The organism is Actinacidiphila alni, from assembly GCF_900112845.1.
GTDB lineage: Bacteria > Actinomycetota > Actinomycetes > Streptomycetales > Streptomycetaceae > Actinacidiphila > Actinacidiphila alni.
This window is the reverse complement of the sequence record NZ_FONG01000004.1, coordinates 247,074-266,449: the sequence shown is the minus strand read 5'-3', so window position 1 is coordinate 266,449 and position 19,376 is coordinate 247,074. Positions and strand designations below refer to the sequence as shown.

Annotated in this window: 18 protein-coding genes and 1 pseudogene; 17 read left to right on the top strand and 2 right to left on the bottom strand. The window is 72.9% G+C overall.

Features of this window, described 5'->3' with window-relative positions:
- Nucleotides 1–22: 22 nt before the first annotated feature.
- Nucleotides 23–2,128 (bottom strand): ATP-binding protein, encoded by a 2,106-nt coding sequence (locus BM076_RS08995; protein ID WP_143120542.1) that lies wholly within the window; start codon nucleotides 2,126–2,128, stop codon nucleotides 23–25.
- 218 nt (nucleotides 2,129–2,346) lie between these two features.
- Here BM076_RS08995 and BM076_RS08990 point away from each other — a divergent pair, with 218 nt between their 5' ends.
- The 16 genes and pseudogenes from BM076_RS08990 to fusA form a co-directional block, all read left to right on the top strand.
- Nucleotides 2,347–2,802: a DUF948 domain-containing protein gene (locus BM076_RS08990; RefSeq protein ID WP_177246382.1), complete on the top strand. Its 456-nt coding sequence runs from the start codon at nucleotides 2,347–2,349 to the stop codon at nucleotides 2,800–2,802.
- A gap of 7 nt (nucleotides 2,803–2,809) precedes the next feature.
- Nucleotides 2,810–3,115 carry a DUF6167 family protein gene (locus BM076_RS08985; protein ID WP_093712892.1) on the top strand — a complete coding sequence of 102 codons (306 nt, stop codon included), beginning with the start codon at nucleotides 2,810–2,812 and terminating at the stop codon, nucleotides 3,113–3,115.
- On the top strand, nucleotides 3,115–5,784 hold the full coding sequence (gene alaS, locus BM076_RS08980) for an alanine--tRNA ligase (RefSeq protein WP_093712891.1): 2,670 nt from the start codon (nucleotides 3,115–3,117) through the stop codon (nucleotides 5,782–5,784). The genes BM076_RS08985 and alaS overlap by 1 nt, the downstream gene beginning before the upstream one ends.
- A 59-nt stretch (nucleotides 5,785–5,843) precedes the next feature.
- On the top strand, nucleotides 5,844–6,290 hold the full coding sequence (ruvX, locus tag BM076_RS08975; protein ID WP_245795878.1) for a Holliday junction resolvase RuvX: 447 nt from the start codon (nucleotides 5,844–5,846) through the stop codon (nucleotides 6,288–6,290).
- A gap of 102 nt (nucleotides 6,291–6,392) precedes the next feature.
- Nucleotides 6,393–8,273 (top strand): endolytic transglycosylase MltG, encoded by a 1,881-nt coding sequence (gene mltG, locus BM076_RS08965; protein WP_093712889.1) that lies wholly within the window; start codon nucleotides 6,393–6,395, stop codon nucleotides 8,271–8,273.
- A 13-nt stretch (nucleotides 8,274–8,286) separates the two neighbouring features.
- Nucleotides 8,287–9,132, top strand: a complete 846-nt coding sequence (locus BM076_RS08960) for a shikimate dehydrogenase (RefSeq protein ID WP_245795876.1) — start codon at nucleotides 8,287–8,289, stop codon at nucleotides 9,130–9,132.
- Nucleotides 9,133–9,265: 133 nt separating this feature from the next.
- The gene (aroC, locus tag BM076_RS08955) at nucleotides 9,266–10,450 is read left to right on the top strand and encodes a chorismate synthase (protein WP_093712887.1); all 1,185 of its coding nucleotides are present in this window, start codon (nucleotides 9,266–9,268) and stop codon (nucleotides 10,448–10,450) included.
- Nucleotides 10,447–10,962: a shikimate kinase gene (locus tag BM076_RS08950; RefSeq protein ID WP_093712886.1), complete on the top strand. Its 516-nt coding sequence runs from the start codon at nucleotides 10,447–10,449 to the stop codon at nucleotides 10,960–10,962. Before aroC ends, BM076_RS08950 begins: the two co-directional genes overlap by 4 nt.
- Entirely contained in the window at nucleotides 10,959–12,059 is a 1,101-nt protein-coding gene (aroB, locus tag BM076_RS08945) for a 3-dehydroquinate synthase (protein ID WP_093712885.1), read from the top strand. The genes BM076_RS08950 and aroB overlap by 4 nt, the downstream gene beginning before the upstream one ends.
- Nucleotides 12,056–12,496: a type II 3-dehydroquinate dehydratase gene (gene aroQ, locus BM076_RS08940; protein ID WP_093712884.1), complete on the top strand. Its 441-nt coding sequence runs from the start codon at nucleotides 12,056–12,058 to the stop codon at nucleotides 12,494–12,496. The genes aroB and aroQ overlap by 4 nt, the downstream gene beginning before the upstream one ends.
- A gap of 165 nt (nucleotides 12,497–12,661) precedes the next feature.
- The gene (locus tag BM076_RS08935) at nucleotides 12,662–13,369 is read left to right on the top strand and encodes an AAA family ATPase (RefSeq protein WP_093713033.1); all 708 of its coding nucleotides are present in this window, start codon (nucleotides 12,662–12,664) and stop codon (nucleotides 13,367–13,369) included.
- An 85-nt stretch (nucleotides 13,370–13,454) separates the two neighbouring features.
- Entirely contained in the window at nucleotides 13,455–14,573 is a 1,119-nt protein-coding gene (locus tag BM076_RS08930; protein ID WP_093712883.1) for a M24 family metallopeptidase, read from the top strand.
- Between the two features lie 56 nt (nucleotides 14,574–14,629).
- Complete coding sequence (gene efp, locus BM076_RS08925) at nucleotides 14,630–15,196, top strand: elongation factor P (protein WP_093712882.1); 567 nt, start codon at nucleotides 14,630–14,632, stop codon at nucleotides 15,194–15,196.
- A gap of 2 nt (nucleotides 15,197–15,198) precedes the next feature.
- Nucleotides 15,199–15,624 carry a transcription antitermination factor NusB gene (gene nusB, locus BM076_RS08920; RefSeq protein WP_093712881.1) on the top strand — a complete coding sequence of 142 codons (426 nt, stop codon included), beginning with the start codon at nucleotides 15,199–15,201 and terminating at the stop codon, nucleotides 15,622–15,624.
- A gap of 125 nt (nucleotides 15,625–15,749) precedes the next feature.
- Complete coding sequence (locus tag BM076_RS08915; protein ID WP_093712880.1) at nucleotides 15,750–17,243, top strand: pyridoxal phosphate-dependent decarboxylase family protein; 1,494 nt, start codon at nucleotides 15,750–15,752, stop codon at nucleotides 17,241–17,243.
- Nucleotides 17,244–17,352: 109 nt separating this feature from the next.
- Nucleotides 17,353–17,786 (top strand): annotated as a pseudogene (fusA, locus tag BM076_RS08910) (elongation factor G); the annotation flags it as partial.
- A 147-nt stretch (nucleotides 17,787–17,933) separates the two neighbouring features.
- Here fusA and bldD read toward each other — a convergent pair.
- Complete coding sequence (gene bldD / locus BM076_RS08905) at nucleotides 17,934–18,434, bottom strand: transcriptional regulator BldD (protein ID WP_033174517.1); 501 nt, start codon at nucleotides 18,432–18,434, stop codon at nucleotides 17,934–17,936.
- Nucleotides 18,435–18,619: 185 nt separating this feature from the next.
- Between bldD and pyrR the strand changes: the two genes are divergently transcribed.
- Nucleotides 18,620–19,309 (top strand): bifunctional pyr operon transcriptional regulator/uracil phosphoribosyltransferase PyrR, encoded by a 690-nt coding sequence (gene pyrR, locus BM076_RS08900; protein WP_245795874.1) that lies wholly within the window; start codon nucleotides 18,620–18,622, stop codon nucleotides 19,307–19,309.
- Nucleotides 19,310–19,376 lie beyond the last annotated feature (67 nt).

Genomic DNA, 19,376 nt, shown 5'->3' with positions numbered 1-19,376 from the left:
CCTCCCCGCGCCCCTGAGCGCGTCACGGGGCCCGCACCTCGGGCGCCCGTACCCTGACCGGCCGCTGCCCGGTCGCGCGGCGCACCGCCTCGTCCAGGCCGAGCCGTTCGCCCTCGCGCAGCGCGGCGGCGTAGGCGTCGTCGCCCAGCGCCGCCCGGACCCGGGCCTCGCACAGGGTGTGCGGGGCGTTGAAATAACGCGAGCCGAACAGGCGCAGCCCCACCGACGCCCACAGCCGGCCGGCCGCGCCCTGGAGCACCGCCGCGTCGTGCGGCGCGCCCTCGTCCTCGGTGATCAGGGCCAGCAGCTCCAGCGCGAGCACGGCGCCGACCAGGTCGTGGAAGGCGTGGTCGATCGCCAGTGACTCCTCGGCCAGCGCCCGCGCCTGCGCCCGGTCGCCGCCGAGCCAGGCCGCGTAACCCAGCACATAGAGCGCGTACGCCAGCGTCCACCGCTCGCCGTGGTCGTGGCAGATGTTCCGCGCCTCGGTCGCCAGCGCCACCGCCTGCTCCAGATCGCCCTGGAAGGCCACCGCCATCGCCAGCTCGACCTGCGCCATCAGCACATTGCTGTTCAGCTCGCCGATCCGCCGGTAGCGCAGCAGCGCGTCGCCGATGTACCGCTCGGCCCGCGGCATGTCGTCGGAGACCAGCGCGAGGCAGCCGAGCCGGTGCACCGCGTACGCCAGCGCCGTCCCGTTGTCCGCGGCCTCCGCCTCGGCCCGGCACCGCTGGAGCACTTCGAGGGCCGCGACCGAGTCGCCCTGGAGCAGCGTCACATAGCCGTACACCCACATCACCTTGGCGCGCGCCTCCGAGCGCCCGTCGGCGATGTCGAGCGCCCGCTCCAGCCAGTGCCTGCCCTCGGCGAGCCGGCCGCAGCCCACCCAGCAGAACCACATGGTCGCCGCCAGGTACTGGCCGACGGCCGGGTCCTCCGGCGGCCGGTCGGGAGTCCCGTCGAGACTGAACTCCAGCGCGAGCCGCAGATTCGGCAGGTCGGCCTCCACCCGCGCGGCCACCTCCGACTGCCGCGGGCTGAACCAGTCCAGCTCGCACCAGGTCGCCAGGCCCAGGTACCAGTCGCGGTGCCGGCGCCGCATCCGCTCGTCGTCGCCGAGCGCGGCCAGCCACCCGGCGCCGTACTCCCGGACGGTGTCCAGCATCCGGTAGCGCACCAGACCGTCGGCGCCCTCCTCGCGGCCGAGCACCGACTGGTCGACCAGCGCCGACACCGTCTCCACGATGTCCTCGGCCGCCAGATCGGGACCCGCGCACACGTACTCCGCCGCGTCCAGGTCGAAGCGCCCGGCGAAGACCGACAGGCGCGCCCACAGCAGCCGCTGGCCCGGTGTGCACAGCTCGTGGCTCCAGCCGATCGCCGTCCGCAGCGCCCGGTGCCGCGCGGGCGCCGTCGGATCACCGCCGGTCAGCAGCCGGAAAGGGTCGTCGAGCCGGTCGAGCACCTGCTCCACCGACAGCGCCCGCAGCCGTACCGCCGCCAGTTCGAGTGCCAGCGGCAGACCGTCGAGCCGCGCGCACAGCTCCACCACCGGGCCGCTGTTCGCGGCCGTCACCGTGAAACCCGGCAGCACCGCCGCCGCCCGCTCGGCGAACAGCCGCACCGCGTCGCTGTCCGCGTCCGCCGCCGGCAGCGGCTCCAGCGGCAGCAGCCGTTCCCCGGTGACCCCCAGCGGCCTGCGCCCTGCCGCCAGCACCCGCAGGCCCGGCGCCCGGCGCAGCAACTCCGCGGCGAGACCGGCCACTTCGGCCGGCAGCCGGTCGTAGCCGTCCAGCACCAGCAGCAGCTCGCGGTCGGCCAGCCGCTCGGTCAGCACCGCACGCGGCGACCGGGTGGTGTGGTCGGCCAGCCGCAGCGCCTCGGCGACCGCGTGGTCCAGCAGCGAGGCGTCGCCGAGCCCGGACAGCTCGACCAGCCAGGCCCCGTCGGGGAAACGGTCCTGCGCCCGGCGCGCCGCGCGCAGCGCCAGCCGGGTCTTGCCGACCCCGCCCGCGCCGGTCAGGGTGCTCAGCCTGGACTGCGCCAACAGCACGTCCAACTCGGCGAGTTCGGACGTCCGGCCGACGAAGCTGGTCAGCTCGATCGGGAGATTACCCACAGTCTCCATGGTGCACGGAGCGTACTTGAGGGTGTGCGGACCGTACAATCCCGCCGCCGCGTGGTGGTATAAGGGCGCCCGCGGGCACCGACCAGGGCGCCCGCGAGTCGCGGTCCGGCGCGCGCCTAATGCGGTACGGACGCGCAGGCCCGGCGCGATAAGGTCGGAAGCCGATGTCGTGGCGCGAAAACCGTCGTGCAGAGCCGACCGTGAGGGAGCGCAGCAACGTGTCCGGTGCAGAGGTGGCTGGCCTGATCGTGGCGGTCTTCTGGGCGATCCTGGTGTCGTTCCTGGCCGTCGCGCTGGTCAGGCTCGCCCAGACGCTCAGGCGGACCAGCGAACTCGTGGCCGGGATCACCGAGCAGGCCGTACCGCTGCTCGGCGACGCCTCCGACGCGCTGCGCTCCGCGCACAGCCAGCTCGACCGGGTCGACACCATCACCGCCGAGGTGGCCGAGGTGACGGCCAACGCGTCCGCGCTCTCCTCGACCGTCGCGTCCGCCTTCGGCGGCCCGCTGGTCAAGGTCGCCGCGTTCAGCTACGGCGTACGGCGCGCGGTCGGCCTGCGGACCGCGGACGCGGCGGACACCCGCGGCGCCCGCAGGCGCGGCGGGACCGCCGCGTCCGGCAAGGTGCTCCCCGCCGCCCGGCGCGGTGGCCGTCGCAACCGCTCGAAGGACTGAGGCCCGTATGTTCCGCCGTATGTTCTGGTTCCTCACCGGTGCCGCCACCGGCGTGTGGGCCACCACCAAGGTCAACCGGGTGCTGCGCCGCCTCACCCCGGAGAGCCTCGCGGCGAGCGCGGCCGACCGGGCGCTGGAGACCGGGGCGCGGCTGCGGGTGTTCGCCCAGGACGTCCGGGCCGGCATGACGCAGCGCGAGATCGAACTCCAGGACGCGCTCGGCCTCACCGGCAGCGCCGCCACCACCGAAGCACCCTCTGAACTCCCGGCACCGCGCCGGAGCATTGCGTACAACCGGAAGGACGAACACTGATGGAGTCGGCAGAAATCCGCCGCCGCTGGCTGCGCTTCTTCGAGGAGCGCGGGCACACCGTCGTGCCGTCGGCGTCCCTCATCGCCGACGACCCCACACTGCTGCTGGTCCCGGCGGGCATGGTTCCGTTCAAGCCGTACTTCCTCGGCGAGGTCAAACCGCCCTTCGACCGCGCCACCAGCGTCCAGAAGTGCGTGCGCACCCCGGACATCGAAGAGGTCGGCAAGACCACCAGGCACGGCACGTTCTTCCAGATGTGCGGCAACTTCTCCTTCGGCGACTACTTCAAGGAAGGCGCCATCAAGTACGCCTGGGAGCTGCTCACCGGCTCCCTGGAGGACGGTGGCTACGGCCTGGAGCCCGACCGGCTCTGGATCACCGTGTACGAGGAGGACGACGAGGCCGAGCAGATCTGGCGCGACGTCATCGGCGTGCCCGCCGAGCGCATCCAGCGGCTCGGCATGGGCCCCAACTTCTGGTCCATGGGCGTCCCCGGCCCCTGCGGCCCGTGCTCGGAGATCAACTACGACCGCGGCCCCGAATTCGGCGTCGAGGGCGGCCCGGCCGTCAACGACGAGCGGTACGTGGAGATCTGGAACCTGGTCTTCATGCAGTACGTGCGCGGCGCCGGCGAGGGCAAGGACAGCTTCCCGATCCTCGGCGACCTGCCCAGCAAGAACATCGACACCGGCCTCGGTCTCGAACGCCTGGCGATGATCCTGCAGGGCGTGCAGAACATGTACGAGACCGACACCCTGCGCGTGGTCATGGACAAGGCCACCGAACTGACCGGGGTGCCCTACGGCCGGTCGCACGATACGGACGTCGCCCTGCGCGTCGTCGCCGACCACCTGCGGACGTCCGTGATGCTCATCGGCGACGGCGTCACCCCCGGCAACGAGGGCCGCGGCTATGTGCTGCGCCGCATCATGCGCCGCGCCATCCGCAATATGCGGCTGCTGGGCGCCACCGAGCCGGTCGTCGCCGAACTGGCCGACGTCGTCATCAAGACGATGGGCGAGCAGTATCCGGAGCTGATCTCGGACCGCAAGCGGATCGAGACCGTCGCCCTCGCCGAGGAGGCCGCCTTCCTCAAGACGCTGAAGGCCGGCACCAACATCCTCGACACCGCCATCACCGAGACCAAGCAGTCCGGCGGCTCCGTGCTCGCCGGTGACAAGGCATTCCTGCTCCACGACACCTGGGGCTTCCCGATCGACCTCACCCTCGAAATGGCCTCGGAGCAGGGCCTGTCGGTGGACGAGGCGGGCTTCCGCCGGCTGATGCAGGAGCAGCGCGACAAGGCCAAGGCCGACGCCCGCGCGAAGAAGACCGGGCACGCCGACCTGTCCGCCTACCGCGAGGTCGCCGACCGCTCCGGCAGCACCGAATTCACCGGCTACACCGAGAACCACAACGAGGCCACCGTCGTCGGCCTGCTCGTCGACGGCCTCCCGTCGCCCGCCGCCACCGAGGGCGACGAGGTCGAAGTGGTGCTCGACCGTACGCCGTTCTACGCCGAGGGCGGCGGCCAGCTCGCCGACACCGGCCGGATCCGGGTCGACAACGGCGCCGTGATCGAGATCCGCGACGTGCAGCAGCCGGTGCCCGGCGTCAGCGTGCACAAGGGCGTCGTCCAGGTCGGCGAAGTCACCGTCGGCGCCCAGGTGCTGGCCCAGATCGACCTGGTGCGCCGGCGTGCCATCGCCCGCGCCCACAGCGCCACCCACCTCACCCACCAGGCGCTGCGCGACGCCCTCGGCCCGACCGCCGCCCAGGCCGGTTCGGAGAACGCCCCCGGCCGCTTCCGCTTCGACTTCGGCTCCCCGGCCGCCGTCCCCGGCACCGTCCTCACCGACGTCGAGCAGAAGATCAACGAGGTGCTCGCCCGCGAACTGGACGTCACCGCCGAGATCCTGCCGATCGCCGAGGCCAAGGCCCAGGGCGCCATCGCCGAGTTCGGCGAGAAGTACGGCGAGCGGGTCCGGGTCGTCACCATCGGCGACTTCTCCAAGGAGCTGTGCGGCGGCACCCATGTGCACAACACCGCCCAGCTCGGCCTGGTCAAGCTGCTCGGCGAATCCTCCATCGGCTCCGGTGTGCGCCGCGTCGAGGCCCTGGTCGGCGTGGACGCCTACAACTTCCTGGCCCGCGAGCACACTCTCGTCGCCCAGCTCACCGACCTGGTCAAGGGCCGCCCCGAGGAGCTGCCCGACAAGGTCGCCGGGATGCTCGCCAAGCTCAAGGACGCCGAGAAGGAGATCGAGCGGTTCCGCGCGGAGAAGGTCCTCCAGGCCGCCGCCGGGCTCGCCGACAGCGCCGCCGACATCAAGGGCGTCGCCCTGGTGACCGGCTCGGTGCCCGACGGCACCGGCGCCGACGACCTGCGCAAGCTCGTCCTCGACGTGCGGCAGCGGATCGGCGGCGGCCGGCCCGCCGTCGTCGCGCTGTTCACGGTGGCCAACGGCCGCCCGCTGACCGTCGTCGCCACCAATGAGGCCGCGCGCGAGCGCGGCATCAAGGCCGGTGAGCTGGTCCGCACCGCCGCCAAGACCCTCGGCGGCGGAGGCGGCGGCAAGGACGACGTCGCCCAGGGCGGCGGCCAGAACCCGGCCGCGGTCCCGGACGCCGTCGAGGCCGTCCAGCGCCTGGTCGGCGAGAAGGCGTGACGGCGACCGGTCCGCGGCAGGGCCAGGACCCCGCGGCGCCCTTCCGGCGCGGGGTCCGGGTGGCGATCGACGTCGGGGACGCCCGGATCGGGGTCGCCTCCTGCGACCCCGACGGGATCCTCGCCACCCCCGTCGAGACCGTGCCGGGACGGGACGTGCCCGCCGCGGTACGGCGGCTGGCCGCGATCGTCACCGAGTACGAACCGGTCGAGGTCGTCATCGGCCTGCCGCGCTCGCTCAACGGGGGAGAGGGCCCCGCCGCGGCCAAGGTCCGGGGCTTCGCCCAGCATGTGGCGAAAGTCATTTCGCCTGTCCCGGTGCGCCTGGTGGACGAACGCATGAGTACGGTGACGGCGGCGCAGGGGCTCCGCGCCTCCGGCGTGAAGGCGAAAAAAGGACGCTCCGTAGTCGACCAGGCTGCCGCGGTCATTATTCTGCAAAGTGCGCTGGAGACCGAACGGGTGTCGGGTAAAGCTCCGGGCGAGAGCGTCGAAGTGGTCATCTGATCGCGATACGGTAACGTCTCGCGCGACACGGCGGCGCCCCTCGGGCGCCGCCCGTTTCGCAGGGTCGGCAAGCCGGTTGCCGACCGCGTACCAAGGGGACCGATGACTGACTATGGCCGGGGCTCCGGCTCCGAACCGTGGCATCCCGAGGACCCGCTCTTCGGTGACGCCTACGGCGACGGCTACGAGCAGGCGCAGCAGCCGTACCCGCCGCAGCCTCAGCAGCAGGGCGGCTGGGCCGACCCCTATGCGACCGGCCAGCACCAGCAGCAGTACCCGCAGGACGGCGGTCAGCAGTACCCCCAGCAGACGCAGCAGCAGTACCAGCAGCACCCTCAGCAGGGTTACCCGCAACAGCAGCAGTACCAGCCCCAGGCGCAGCCCCAGCACCCGCAGCAGCAGTACGGGCAGGGCCAGTACGACGGCTACGACACCGGCGCGCACCAGGTCGGCGGTTACGGCCACCAGGACCCGTACGGCGGCCACCAGCCGCAGGACCCGTACGCGGCCGGCGGTCAGCAGCCCGACTTCTACGGGCAGAACGGCTACCCGCCGCCCCAGCAGCCGCAGTACCGGCAGCAACCGCAACAACCCGTGCAGGGCGGCCCGCAGCAGCCGATGCCCGGGCAGGGGCAGCCGGTCCAGGGCCAGGGTCCGGGCCGGCCGGTCCAGGGTCAGGGTCAGCCGGGTCAGGGCCAGAACCCCGGCCCCGGCGGCCGCCCGCAGGAGCCCGGCAGCACACCGTTGCGCTCCGCCCCCGCGAACACCGGCGACTGGGCGGCGGACGACGACGCGGACGCCGATCCGCGCGAGCACGCCTTCTTCTCGGGCCGCGACGATGACGACGACGATGACGACCTCCCCGCCTCCGCCGGCGGACGCCGCGCGGGCAAGTCGGGCCAGGCCAAGGGCGGCAAGAAGCGCCGCAGCGGCTGCGCCTGCCTCGTCGTGGTGGTCGTGCTCGGCGGTGTCCTCGGCGGCGTCGGCTACTTCGGCTACAACTTCTACCAGGACCGTTTCGGCCCGGCGCCGGACTACTCGGGCGACGGTTCCGGACAGGTGCAGGTCGAGATCCCCAAGGGCTCGACGATCACCACGATGGGCAACATCCTCAAGTCCGACGGCGTGGTCAAGAGCGTCGACGCCTTCACGGCCGCGGCCCGCAAGAACCCCAAGGGCCAGTTCATCCAGGCCGGCGTCTACGTCCTGAACAAGCAGATGTCCGCGGCCTCGGCCGTCACGATGATGCTGGACCCGAAGTCGCAGAACGCGATGATCATCGCCGAGGGCATGCGCGACGCGCAGATCTACGAAACGATCGACAAGCGGCTCGGGCTGTCCGCCGGCACCACGAAGAAGGTCGCGCGCGAGCAGGTCAAGAACCTCGGCCTGCCGGACTGGGCGGACACCGGCTCCAAGGTCAAGGACCCGCTGGAGGGCTTCCTCTTCCCGTCGCGCTACAGCGTCGCCAAGGGCATGAAGCCGCAGGACCTGCTCAAGCAGATGGTCGGCCAGGCCAAGGAGCAGTTCGCCCAGTTCGACCTGGCGGGCGAGGCCAAGAAGCAGGGCCTCAGCGGCCCCTACCAGCTGCTGACGGTCGCCAGCCTCGTCCAGGCCGAGGGCAAGACGGACGACGACTTCAAGAAGATGGCGAAGGTCGTCTACAACCGGATGGTCCCCACGAACAAGGAGACCTACGGGCTGCTCCAGTTCGACTCGACCTACAACTACATCAAGAACACCAGCGCCACGAACATCAGCCTCGCCAAGATCAAGTCGCTGGACGACCCGTACAACACGTACAAGTACAAGGGCCTGCCGCCCGGGCCGATCGGCAACCCGGGGGTGGACGCCCTCAAGGCGGCCATGAACCCCGACGGCGGCAACTGGTACTACTTCATCTCGCTGGACGGCAAGACCACCAAGTTCACCGAGACGCATGCCGAGTTCCAGAAGCTCTACGACCAGTACAACAACCAGTAGGACCGCGACCGCCGTGACCACCACCGGATCACCGGGCATCCGCCGCGCGGCGGTGCTCGGGTCGCCCATCGCGCACTCGCTCTCCCCGGTGCTGCACCGGGCCGCGTACGCCGCTATGGGGCTCGACGCCTGGCGCTACGACCGCTTCGAGGTGGACGAGGCCGCGCTGCCCGGCTTCATCGGCGGCCTCGACACCGCGCAGTGGCGCGGCCTGTCGCTGACGATGCCGCTGAAGCGGGCGGTCATTCCGCTGCTGGACGAGGTCAGCGACGCCGCGGCCTCCGTGGAGGCCGTCAACACCGTGGTGTTCGGCGCGGACGGCCGCCGCAGGGGCGACAACACCGACATCCCCGGCATGCTCGCCGCGCTGCGCGAGCGCGGCGTCGGCCCGGTGCCGTCCGCCGCGGTCCTCGGTGCCGGTGCCACCGCCTCCTCCGCGCTCGCGGCGCTCGCGCGGCTCGGCGCGGGCGAGGTCACCGCCTATGTGCGCGGCCCCGCCCGGGCCACCGAGATGCGGCAGTGGGGCGAGCGGCTCGGCGTCCCCGTACGGACCGCGGAGTGGGCGGACGCGGCCAAGGCACTCGGCGAGCCGCTGGTGATCGCCACCACCCCGGCCGGCGCCGCCGACCACCTCGCCGACGCCGTACCCGACCGGCCCGGCGCCCTCTTCGACGTGCTCTACGACCCCTGGCCGACCCCGCTCGCCGCCGCCTGGTCCGCCCGCGGCGGCCCCGTCATCGGCGGCCTCGACCTCCTCGTTCATCAGGCGGTCCTGCAGATCGAGCAGTACACCGGCCGCACCCCCGTACCGCTGTCCGCGATGCGCGCGGCGGGCGAGGCGGCGCTCGCCGGTCACTGACGGCCGCCGCCCAGCGCCTGCCGCGCGCAGCCCGGATGCCGGCGTCCGTACGCTGGACGCCGTTCAGGACGCCCCCGCGAATCGTGGGAGGATCGGGGCGAACAGGCACGGGCGCGATACCAAGGGAGCACCGTTGAGCAGGTTGCGCTGGCTGACCGCGGGGGAGTCGCACGGTCCCGCACTCGTCGCGACGTTGGAGGGGCTGCCGTCCGGGGTGCCCGTCACCACGGACCTGGTGGCCGACGCGCTGGCGCGGCGGCGGCTCGGCTACGGACGCGGCGCGCGGATGAAGTTCGAGCGCGACGAGGTGACCTTCCTCGGCGGCGTCCGGCACGGACTCACCATGGGCAGCCCGGTGGCGATCATGGTCGGCAACACCGAGTGGCCCAAGTGGGAACAGGTGATGGCGGCCGACCCGGTGGACCCGGAGATCCTGGCGGGCCTGGCCCGCAACGCCCCGCTGACCCGCCCCCGGCCGGGCCACGCCGACCTCGCGGGCATGCAGAAGTACGACCTGGACGAGGCCCGGCCGGTGCTGGAGCGGGCCAGCGCCCGCGAGACCGCCGCCCGCGTCGCGCTCGGCGCCGTCGCCCGCTCCTACCTCAAGGAGACCGCGGGCATCGAGATCGTCTCGCACGTGGTGGAGCTGGCGAAGGCGAAGGCGCCGTACGGCGTCGTGCCCGTGCCCGGCGACGAGGCGCGGCTCGACGCCGACCCCGTGCGCTGCCTCGACGCGGACGCGAGCAAGGCGATGGTCGCCGAGATCGACCAGGCCCACAAGGACGGTGACACCCTCGGCGGCGTCGTCGAGGTGCTGGCGTACGGCGTCCCCGTCGGCCTCGGCTCGCACGTGCACTGGGACCGGCGTCTTGACGCGCGGCTGGCCGGCGCCCTGATGGGCATCCAGGCGATCAAGGGCGTCGAGGTCGGCGACGGCTTCGACCTGGCGCGGGTGCCCGGTTCGCAGGCGCACGACGAGATCGTGCCGGGTCCCGACGGCATCCGGCGCTCGTCCGGCCGCTCCGGCGGCACCGAGGGCGGCATGAGCACCGGCGAGGTGCTGCGGGTGCGGGCCGCGATGAAGCCGATCGCGACCGTGCCGCGCGCCCTCGCCACCATCGACGTCACGACCGGCGAGGTCGCCCAGGCCCACCACCAGCGCTCCGACGTGTGCGCGGTGCCGGCCGCCGGCATCGTCGCCGAGGCGATGGTGGCACTGGTGCTGGCCGACGCGGTCGCCGAGAAGTTCGGCGGCGACTCGGTCGCGCAGACCCGGCGCGGCGTCCGCGGCTTCCTCGACAACCTGGCGATCAAGTGACCGGCCCGGCGATCGTCCTCGTCGGCCCGCCCGGAGCGGGCAAGACCACCGTAGGCCGCGCGCTGGCCGCCCGGCTCGGCACCACCTACCGCGACACCGACGCCGACATCGAGACCGGCGCGGGCAAGCCCATCCCGGAGATCTTCATCGACGAGGGCGAGCCGCACTTCCGCGAGCTGGAACGGGCCGCGGTGCGCGCCGCCGTCGCCGGGCACGACGGCGTGCTGTCGCTGGGCGGCGGCGCCGTCATGGACGACGGCACCCGCGCGCTGCTCGCCGGACTGCCGGTGGTCTTCCTCGACGTCGGCCTGCACCAGGCCGTCCGCCGCGTCGGCCTGGACGCGCCGCGCCCGCTGCTCGCGGTCAACCCGCGCCAGCAGTGGCGCGAACTGATGGAAGCCCGCCGCCCGCTGTACACGGAGATCGCCCGCGCCGTGGTCAGCACCGACGACCGCACCCCCGAGGACGTGGCCGAGGCCGTCCTCGACGCACTCCAACTGAAGGACGCATGAGCGACAACGCCCCGCCCCCCACTCGTATCCAGGTCGGCGGCACGGCGGGCACCGAGCCGTACGAGGTGCTCGTCGGACACCAGCTCCTCGGTGAACTGCCCGGACTCATCGGGCCCAAGGCCCGCCGGGTGGCCGTGCTGCACCCCGAGGCGCTGGCCGGCACCGGCGAGGCGATCCGCGAGGACCTCGCCGAGCAGGGACTGGAGGCCGTCGCGATCCAGCTGCCCAACGCGGAGGAGGCCAAGACCGCCGAGGTCGCCGCCTACTGCTGGAAGGCGCTCGGCCAGACCGGTTTCACCCGCACCGATGTGATCGTCGGCGTCGGCGGCGGCGCCACCACCGACCTGGCCGGTTTCGTCGCCGCGACCTGGCTGCGCGGTGTGCGCTGGATCGCGGTGCCCACCACGGTGCTCGGCATGGTCGACGCGGCCGTGGGCGGCAAGACCGGCATCAACACCGCCGAGGGCAAGAACCTGGTCGGCGCCTTCCACCCGCCGGCCGGTGTGCTGTGCGACCTCGCCGCGCTGGAGTCACTGCCGGTCAACGACTACGTCAGCGGTCTCGCCGAGATCATCAAGGCCGGTTTCATCGCCGACCCCGGCATCCTCGACCTGATCGAGGCCGACCCGGCCGCCGCCCGTACGCCCGAGGGGCCGCACACCAGCGAGCTGATCGAGCGCGCCATCCGGGTCAAGGCCGAGGTCGTCTCCGCCGACCTCAAGGAATCCGGGCTGCGCGAGATCCTCAACTACGGCCACACCCTGGGCCACGCGATCGAGAAGAACGAGCGCTACAACTGGCGGCACGGCGCGGCCGTCTCGGTCGGCATGGTCTTCGCCGCCGAACTCGGCCGGCTCGCCGGACGGCTGGACGACGCCACCGCCGACCGGCACCGCGCCGTCCTGGAATCGGTCGGACTGCCGCTGACCTACCGCGGCGACCAGTGGCCGCGGCTGGTGGAGACCATGAAGGTCGACAAGAAGTCCCGCGGCGACCTGCTGCGCTTCATCGTCCTGGACGGCCTCGGCAAGCCCACCGTGATGGAGGGCCCGGACCCGGCCGTCCTGCTCGCCGCCTACGGGGAGGTGTCCGCGTGACCACCCGCGTCCTGGTCCTCAACGGCCCCAACCTCGGCCGCCTCGGCTCCCGCGAACCCGATGTGTACGGCGCCACCTCCTACGCCGGACTGGTCGAGGAGTGCACCAAGACGGGCGCGGAGCTGGGCTTCGACGTCGAGGTCCGGGAGACCAACGACGAGGCGGAGCTGATCGGCTGGCTGCACGAGGCCGCCGACGGCCGCATCCCGGTCGTCCTCAACCCCGGCGCCTTCACGCACTACTCGTACGCGATGCGGGACGCCGCCGCCCAGCGCACCGCCCCGCTGATCGAGGTGCACATCTCCAACCCGTACGCCCGTGAGGAATTCCGCCACAATTCGGTCGTCGCGGCGGTCGCCAGCGGCACGGTGGCGGGCTTCGGCATCGGCTCCTACCGGCTGGCGCTGCGCGCCCTCGCGGACGCCGCCGAAAGCTGACGCCTGTCCGGTGCCCGCCCCGCGATTGGACCCGGCCGGACCGGGCACCACACCCGGGTGCGGGTCGTTCACACAACAGCCCCTGGGGGCTGTACCGTTCCGTCGAACGGGTCCGTTACCCGCCGGTCAACCAGTGATCCTCCGTACGGGATGGAGTGGGGCGAGATGCAGCACGCCGTGGGGGCGCCGCAGCCCGGTGGCCCCACCCCGCCGCGCGGGACGGTCACCGGCAGCACCGGGCATTTCCCGCTGCCGGCGCCCGCGCCCGTCCAGGTCCCGGCGCAGCAGGCGGGCGGCTCGCTGTCCGGCGCCTCGCACGGCCCGATAGCCGTGCTGCTGATCGGCGCGGCGGGCGCGGGCAAGACCACCATCGCCCGGCACTGGGCCGACCACCGCGGCGCGCCGACCGCGCATATCAGCCTGGACGACGTCCGCGAATGGGTACGGTCCGGCTTCGCCGACCCCCAGGCCGGCTGGAACGAGCACTCCGAGGCGCAGTACCGCCTCGCCCGTCGCACCTGCGGCTTCGCCGCCCGCAATTTCCTGGCCAACGGAGTGTCCTGCATCATCGACGACGCGGTCTTCCCCGACCGCCCCGCGGTCGGCCTCGGCGGCTGGAAACGGCACGTCGGCCCCGGTCTGCTGCCCGTCGTACTGCTGCCGGGACTGGACATCGTGCTGACCCGCAACGCCGAGCGGAGCGGCAACCGGCGGCTGTCCGACGAGGAAGTCGCCCGTATCCACGGCCGGATGGCCGGCTGGTACGGCTCGGGACTGCCGATCATCGACAATTCCCAGCTCGACGTGCCCGCCGCTGCCGCCGCCCTGGACCGCGTGGTGGCCCGCAGCGCGCAGGGGCCGCCCGTCTGGTAGCCGCCGCGGTGCGCCGGGACGGCCGGGTGCCACGGGTGGACGCGCCCGAGGAGCCGGGCGGCGGGCCCCCGCATACGCTCGCCACATGTCCGAGGTGCACGCTGCTCGCAGAGCACGGCTGCGCGACCGGTGCGCGGCGAACGGCGCGGCCGCCGCGCTGGTGACCCGTCCGGCGAACATCCGCTATCTGACCGGCACCGCGCCGGCCGGCGCGGCACTGCTGATCGGCCCGGGACACGACGACACCGACGCCACCCTGGTCAGGCTGCGCCCGCCGCCCGAGGACGGCGGCCCCGACGAGGCACCCGACGACCTGCGCTCGACGGTGCTGCCCGCGCCCGACGGCGACGCGGCCGTGGCCGCCGCGGACCTGGCACGGGAACGGCACGCCGACGCGCTCGCCGTCGAGGAGCACCACCTGACGGTGACCCGGCACCGCGCCATCGCCTCCGTCGTGGACACCCTGCCGCTGGTCGACCTCGGCGGCGCCGTCGAACAGCTCCGGCTGATCAAGGACGAGCACGAGATCGCCAATCTGCGGATCGCCGCGGAGATCGCCGACCAGGCGCTCGGCGAACTGCTGGAGTCGATCCTGGTCGGCCGCACCGAACGGCACCTCGCCCTGGAACTGGAGCGCCGGCTGGTCGACCACGGCGCCGAGGGCCCCGCCTTCCGCACCTCCGTCGGCACCGGACCGCACTCCGGCGCGCCCCGGCACGTCCCCACCGACCGCCGGGTCGAGGAGGGCGACTTCCTCACCGTCCGGCTCGGCGCCCGCTACCGCGGCTACCGCTGCGAGGTCGGCCGTACGTTCGTCATCGGGACCGCTCCGGCCGCCTGGCAGATCGATCTGTACGACCTGGTCTTCGCCGCCCAGCGGGCCGGCCGGGAAGCGCTCGCACCCGGTGTGGCCTGCCGGGACGTCGACCGGGCCACCCGTCAGCCGCTCACCGCCGCGGGCCACGAGGAGGGCCTGGCACAGTGGTCGGGACACGGCGTGGGCCTGGAAATCGACGAGGACCCTCGGCTGTCACCTGCGGCCATGGGTAAACTGGACGCTTGCGTGCCGGTCACCGTCGAACCGGGGGTCCACCTTCCGGGCCGCGGCGGTGTCCGCATCGACGACACACTCGTCGTACGTCCAGTGGCGGACGGCGGGCCCGAGCTACTCACCATCACGACCAAGGAACTCCTCGCCCTGTAGGTACGGGCGCGGGTCTCCGTGGTCCCGAAGCAGCACTTTCAGGAGATTCCGCAACCGTGGCCACCACGAACGACCTCAAGAACGGCCTCGTGCTCAAGCTCGACGGCGGCCAGCTCTGGACCGTAGTCGAGTTCCAGCACGTCAAGCCCGGCAAGGGCCCCGCCTTCGTGCGCACCAAGCTGAAGCACGTGCTCTCGGGGAAGGTCGTCGACAAGACCTTCAACGCGGGTGTGAAGGTGGAGACCGCCAACGTCGACAAGCGCGGCATGCAGTTCTCCTACAAGGACGGCACCGACTTCGTCTTCATGGACACCGAGACGTACGACCAGATCATCATCTCGCCCGAGACGGTCGGCGACGCCGCCAACTACCTGCTCGAGGGCTTCGAGGCCGTCGTCGCGATGTACGAGGGCTCCGCGCTCTACGTCGAGCTGCCCGCCTCCGTCGAGCTGGTCATCGAGTACACCGAGCCCGGCGTCCAGGGCGACCGCTCCACCGGCGGCTCCAAGCCCGCCCGCCTGGAGACCGGCTACGAGATCGGCGTCCCGCTCTTCATCACCACGGGCGAGAAGGTCAAGGTCGACACCCGTACCGGCGACTACCTCGGCCGGGTGAACAGCTAACCGTGGCCGCCCGGAACAAGGCCCGCAAGCGGGCCTTCCAGATCCTCTTCGAGGCGGAGCAGCGGGGCGCCGACCCCAAGACCGTCATGGCGGACTGGATCCGGCTCGCCCGGACCGACGACCGGCAGCCGCCGGTCACCGAGTACACGATGCAGCTCGTCGAGGGCTGCGCGGCCAACGCGGCGCGGATCGACGAACTGCTGTCCAGCTACTCGGTCGGCTGGCCGCTCGACCGGATGCCGGTCGTGGACCGCAATGTGCTGCGGCTCGGCACCTACGAGCTGCTCTGGGAGGACGACATCCCGGACGCGGTGGTGCTGGACGAGGCGGTGCAGCTCGCGAAGGAGTTCTCCACCGACGAGTCGCCGTCCTTCGTCAACGGGCTGCTGGCCCGGCTGATGGAACTCAAGCCGACGCTCAAGCGCTGACGCCGTCAGGGATTCAGCCGCCGCCGGTATCGCCAGGCGCGAATCCACCGGGCCCGAAACAGAAGTTGAACAATCTTCTGCTTCGGGCCTGGTGCGTGTCCGGGCCGCTGACCTAGATTCCGCGCATGGACACTCCGCGCCGGGACAATCCGCGCCTGGACATTCCGCTCAGGGACGACGACAGCGCGATCCTCGACCACCTGCGCGGCCTGCGCGCCGCCGACCTGCCCGTGCACGGCGGGCGGACCATGGCGTACGTCTACGACGCCGGGCTCGACGGCCTCGACGAGCTGGCGGCGCGCGCCCAGGCCGCCTTCGCGGGCGTCAACGGCCTGGACATGACCGCCTTCCCCAGTGTGGTCGCGCTGGAGAACGACATCGTGCGGCAGGCCGCCACGCTGCTCGGCGGCGGGCAGGACACCGCGGGCACCTTCACCAGCGGCGGCACCGAGAGCTGCCTGCTGGCCGTCCTCACCGCCCGTGAGCACGCCCGCCGGGTCCGCGGCGTCACCGCGCCCGAGATCGTGCTGCCGGTGACCGCGCACGCCGCCTTCCACAAGGCGGCGGCGCTCTTCGGCCTCACCGTGGTGAGCGTTCCCGTCGACCCCGGCACCTTCCGGGTGCGCGCCGCCGACATGGCGGCGGCGATCGGCGGCCGCACCGCGCTCGTGGTGGTCTCCGCGCCCTCGTACGCGCACGGCGTGCTCGACCCGGTCGCGGAGGTGGCGCGGGCCGCCGCGGAGCGCGGTGTGCTGTGCCATGTGGACGCCTGCATCGGCGGCTGGTACCTCGCGCACCGGCGGCTGGCCGACGGCATCGCGCCGCCGCCCGCCTTCGACCTCGCGGTGCCCGGCGTCACCTCGCTCTCGGTGGACCTGCACAAGTACGGCTACACGCCCAAGGGCGCGTCCGTACTGCTCTTCCGGGACGCCGAACTGCGCAGGCACGGCTGGTTCGCGCACGCCTCCTGGCCCGGCTACCCGGTGGTCAACGCGACCTTGCAGGGCACCAAGTCGGCCGCGCCGCTCGCCGCTGCCTGGGCGGTGCTGCGCAAGGTCGGCACCGACGGCTACACGGAGCTGTCCCGGCGCGTGCACGAGGCGACCGCGCGGCTGGTCGCGGGCATCGGCCGGATCGACGGTCTGCGGGTGCTGGGCAGCCCCGAGGCGTCGCTGGTGGCGGTCGCCTCCGCCGACCCGGCGCTCGACCCGTTCGTGGTCGCCGACGAGATGCGGCTGCTCGGCTGGTACCTCCAGCCGCAGCCCGCCTTCGCCGGCTCCCCGGCCAATGTGCACCTCACGGTCACCGCCGCCGTCGCGGAGCCCGCCCGGATCGACGAACTGCTCGCGGGCCTGGCCGACGCGGTCGCCAAGGCCCGCGCGTACGGCCCGACCGCCGTCGACCCCGGCCTGGTGGAGCTGGCCGCCGCCCTCGACCCCGACACCCTCGGCCCCGACGAGGTGGCGCTCGCCCTCCAGCTCGCCGGAGTCGGCCCCGGCGGCGCCCTGCCCGACCGCATGGCACCCGTCCTCGCCGTCCTCCAGGCCCTCCCGCCCCGCCTGACCGAACGCCTGCTGCCCGAGGTCGTCTCCCGGCTGTACGCGACCGGTCCGGCCTGAGCCGTACGCGTGCGGGCCCGGCGGTGTGTCCCGGGCCGGCGGCCGCGGGGCCCGGCGCGGGTCCGTGTCCGGTGGCGCGCGGAAAACCCGGTGCGGGTCCGGCTGCGGCTTCCCTAAAGCGGTCGAGGACGGCTGCCGCGACGCGCTGCTGGAGGGCCCGCTGGGCGGGCACCCGGTGACGGGGCTGCGGGTCACGCCGACGGACGGGCGACCCATCCGAAGGACTCTCCTCGGAACTCGCCTTCCGCGCCGCCGGTCGCTTCGCGCTGTGCGAGGCGCTGCGGGCGTCCGCGATGGCGCTGCCGGAACCGGTGACCGAGGTGACAGCCACCGTGCCGGACAGCGCCCTGGGCGGCGTCCTCGGCGATCTGGCGGCCCGCCGCGGCCGGGTGGCCGGTTCGGTGGCGGAGCCGGGCGGCACCGTCGCCACGGCGACGGTGCCGCCCGGCGGAGCTGTGCGGCTACGCGACCCGGCTGCGCAGCCGCACCCAGGGCCGCGGCGCCGTCACCACCCGCCCGGCCGGATACGCCCGGCGCCGGTGAGGCAGTAACCGCGTGACACGCCACGATGCGCTGTCGGCCGGGGGCGGACCGCACCGCCCTGGAACGCAAGCCGCCCGGGGCGGCCCACAAAAGGGCCGCCCCGGGCGGCGGGACGTTTCTGCGCTTTTCGGGCAACCGAGCCGGAGGCTAGCCCTCTTCGTGCTGCACCGCGCGCCGCGCGTCCGCGTCCAGCACGCCCCAGCCGATGAGCTGCTCGGTGAGCACCGAAGGCGACTGGTCGTAGATCACCGCGAGGGTGCGCAGGTCGTCCTGGCGGATCGACAGCACCTTGCCGTTGTAGTCGCCGCGCTGGCTCTGGATCGTCGCGGCGTACCGCTGGAGCGGCCCGGCCTTCTCCGGCGGGACCTGGGACAGGCGCTCCAGGTCGAGCACGAGCTTCGGCGGCGGCTCGGCCGCTCCGCCGGGCGTCGTGCCCGGCAGCAGCTCCTGGACCGGAACTCCGTAGAAGTCCGCAAGCTCGGCGAGTCGCTGCACGGTCACGGCACGGTCGCCGCGCTCGTACGAGCCCACGACCACTGCCTTCCAGCGGCCCTGGGACTTCTCCTCGACGCCGTGCAGGGACAGGCCCTGCTGCGTGCGGATGGCCCGGAGCTTTGCTCCGAGCTGCTTGGCGTAATCGCTGGACATATGGCTCCCCGGACGGAAACTCGGTGACTCACTGTGAGGTTACGCAGCGTAATCCGTGCTCGTCAAGCCGGAAAGGGCCGATCGGTCGCTGACCTGGGAGGTCTGCACCACCTGATACCGTGGATCCGTACCCCTGACGTCCTTTAATGCCCGTCCCGTGAGGCGGGGAAGGAGGTCCCCGACCCATGGTCGAAGACCGCAGTAACCCTGAGCCCGGCAGCGGCGACGGCACCCCGAGCGGCGGACAGCGCGCCGAGCACGCGGCGCCCGCCCGTGCCGTCCTCGAAGCCCCCGACATCGCGCGGGTGCTGACCCGCATCGCCCACGAGATCGTGGAACGCGCCAAGGGCGCCGACGACGTGGTCCTGCTCGGCATCCCCACCCGCGGCGTGTATCTCGCCCAGCGGCTGGCGGCCAAGCTCGCCGAGATCACCGGCCGCGCCGCGGCGGTCGGCTCGCTCGACATCACGATGTACCGCGACGACCTGCGGCTGCACCCGGCCCGCGCGCTGGCCCGTACCGAGATCCCCGGCGCCGGCATCGACGGCCGGCTGGTGATCCTCGTCGACGACGTGCTCTTCTCCGGCCGCACCATCCGTGCCGCGCTCGACGCGCTCAACGACATCGGCCGCCCGCGCGCCGTGCAGCTCGCGGTGCTGGTCGACCGCGGCCACCGCGAACTGCCCATCAGGGCCGACTACGTGGGCAAGAACCTGCCCACCTCGCTGCGCGAGACCGTCAAGGTCCAGCTCACCGAGGAGGACGGCCGCGACACCGTACTGCTCGGCCAGAAGCCCGGTCAGGGCGACGAGCGGACCCCGGCCGGCCAGGACCGGCACACCGCGCCGCGCGAGGACCTCCCGGCGGACGACTAGCGCACCCGCGACAGGGCCCCCACCGGGGTCCTGCGCTGCCGCGCGCCCTGAACCCGCCCCAGCACCC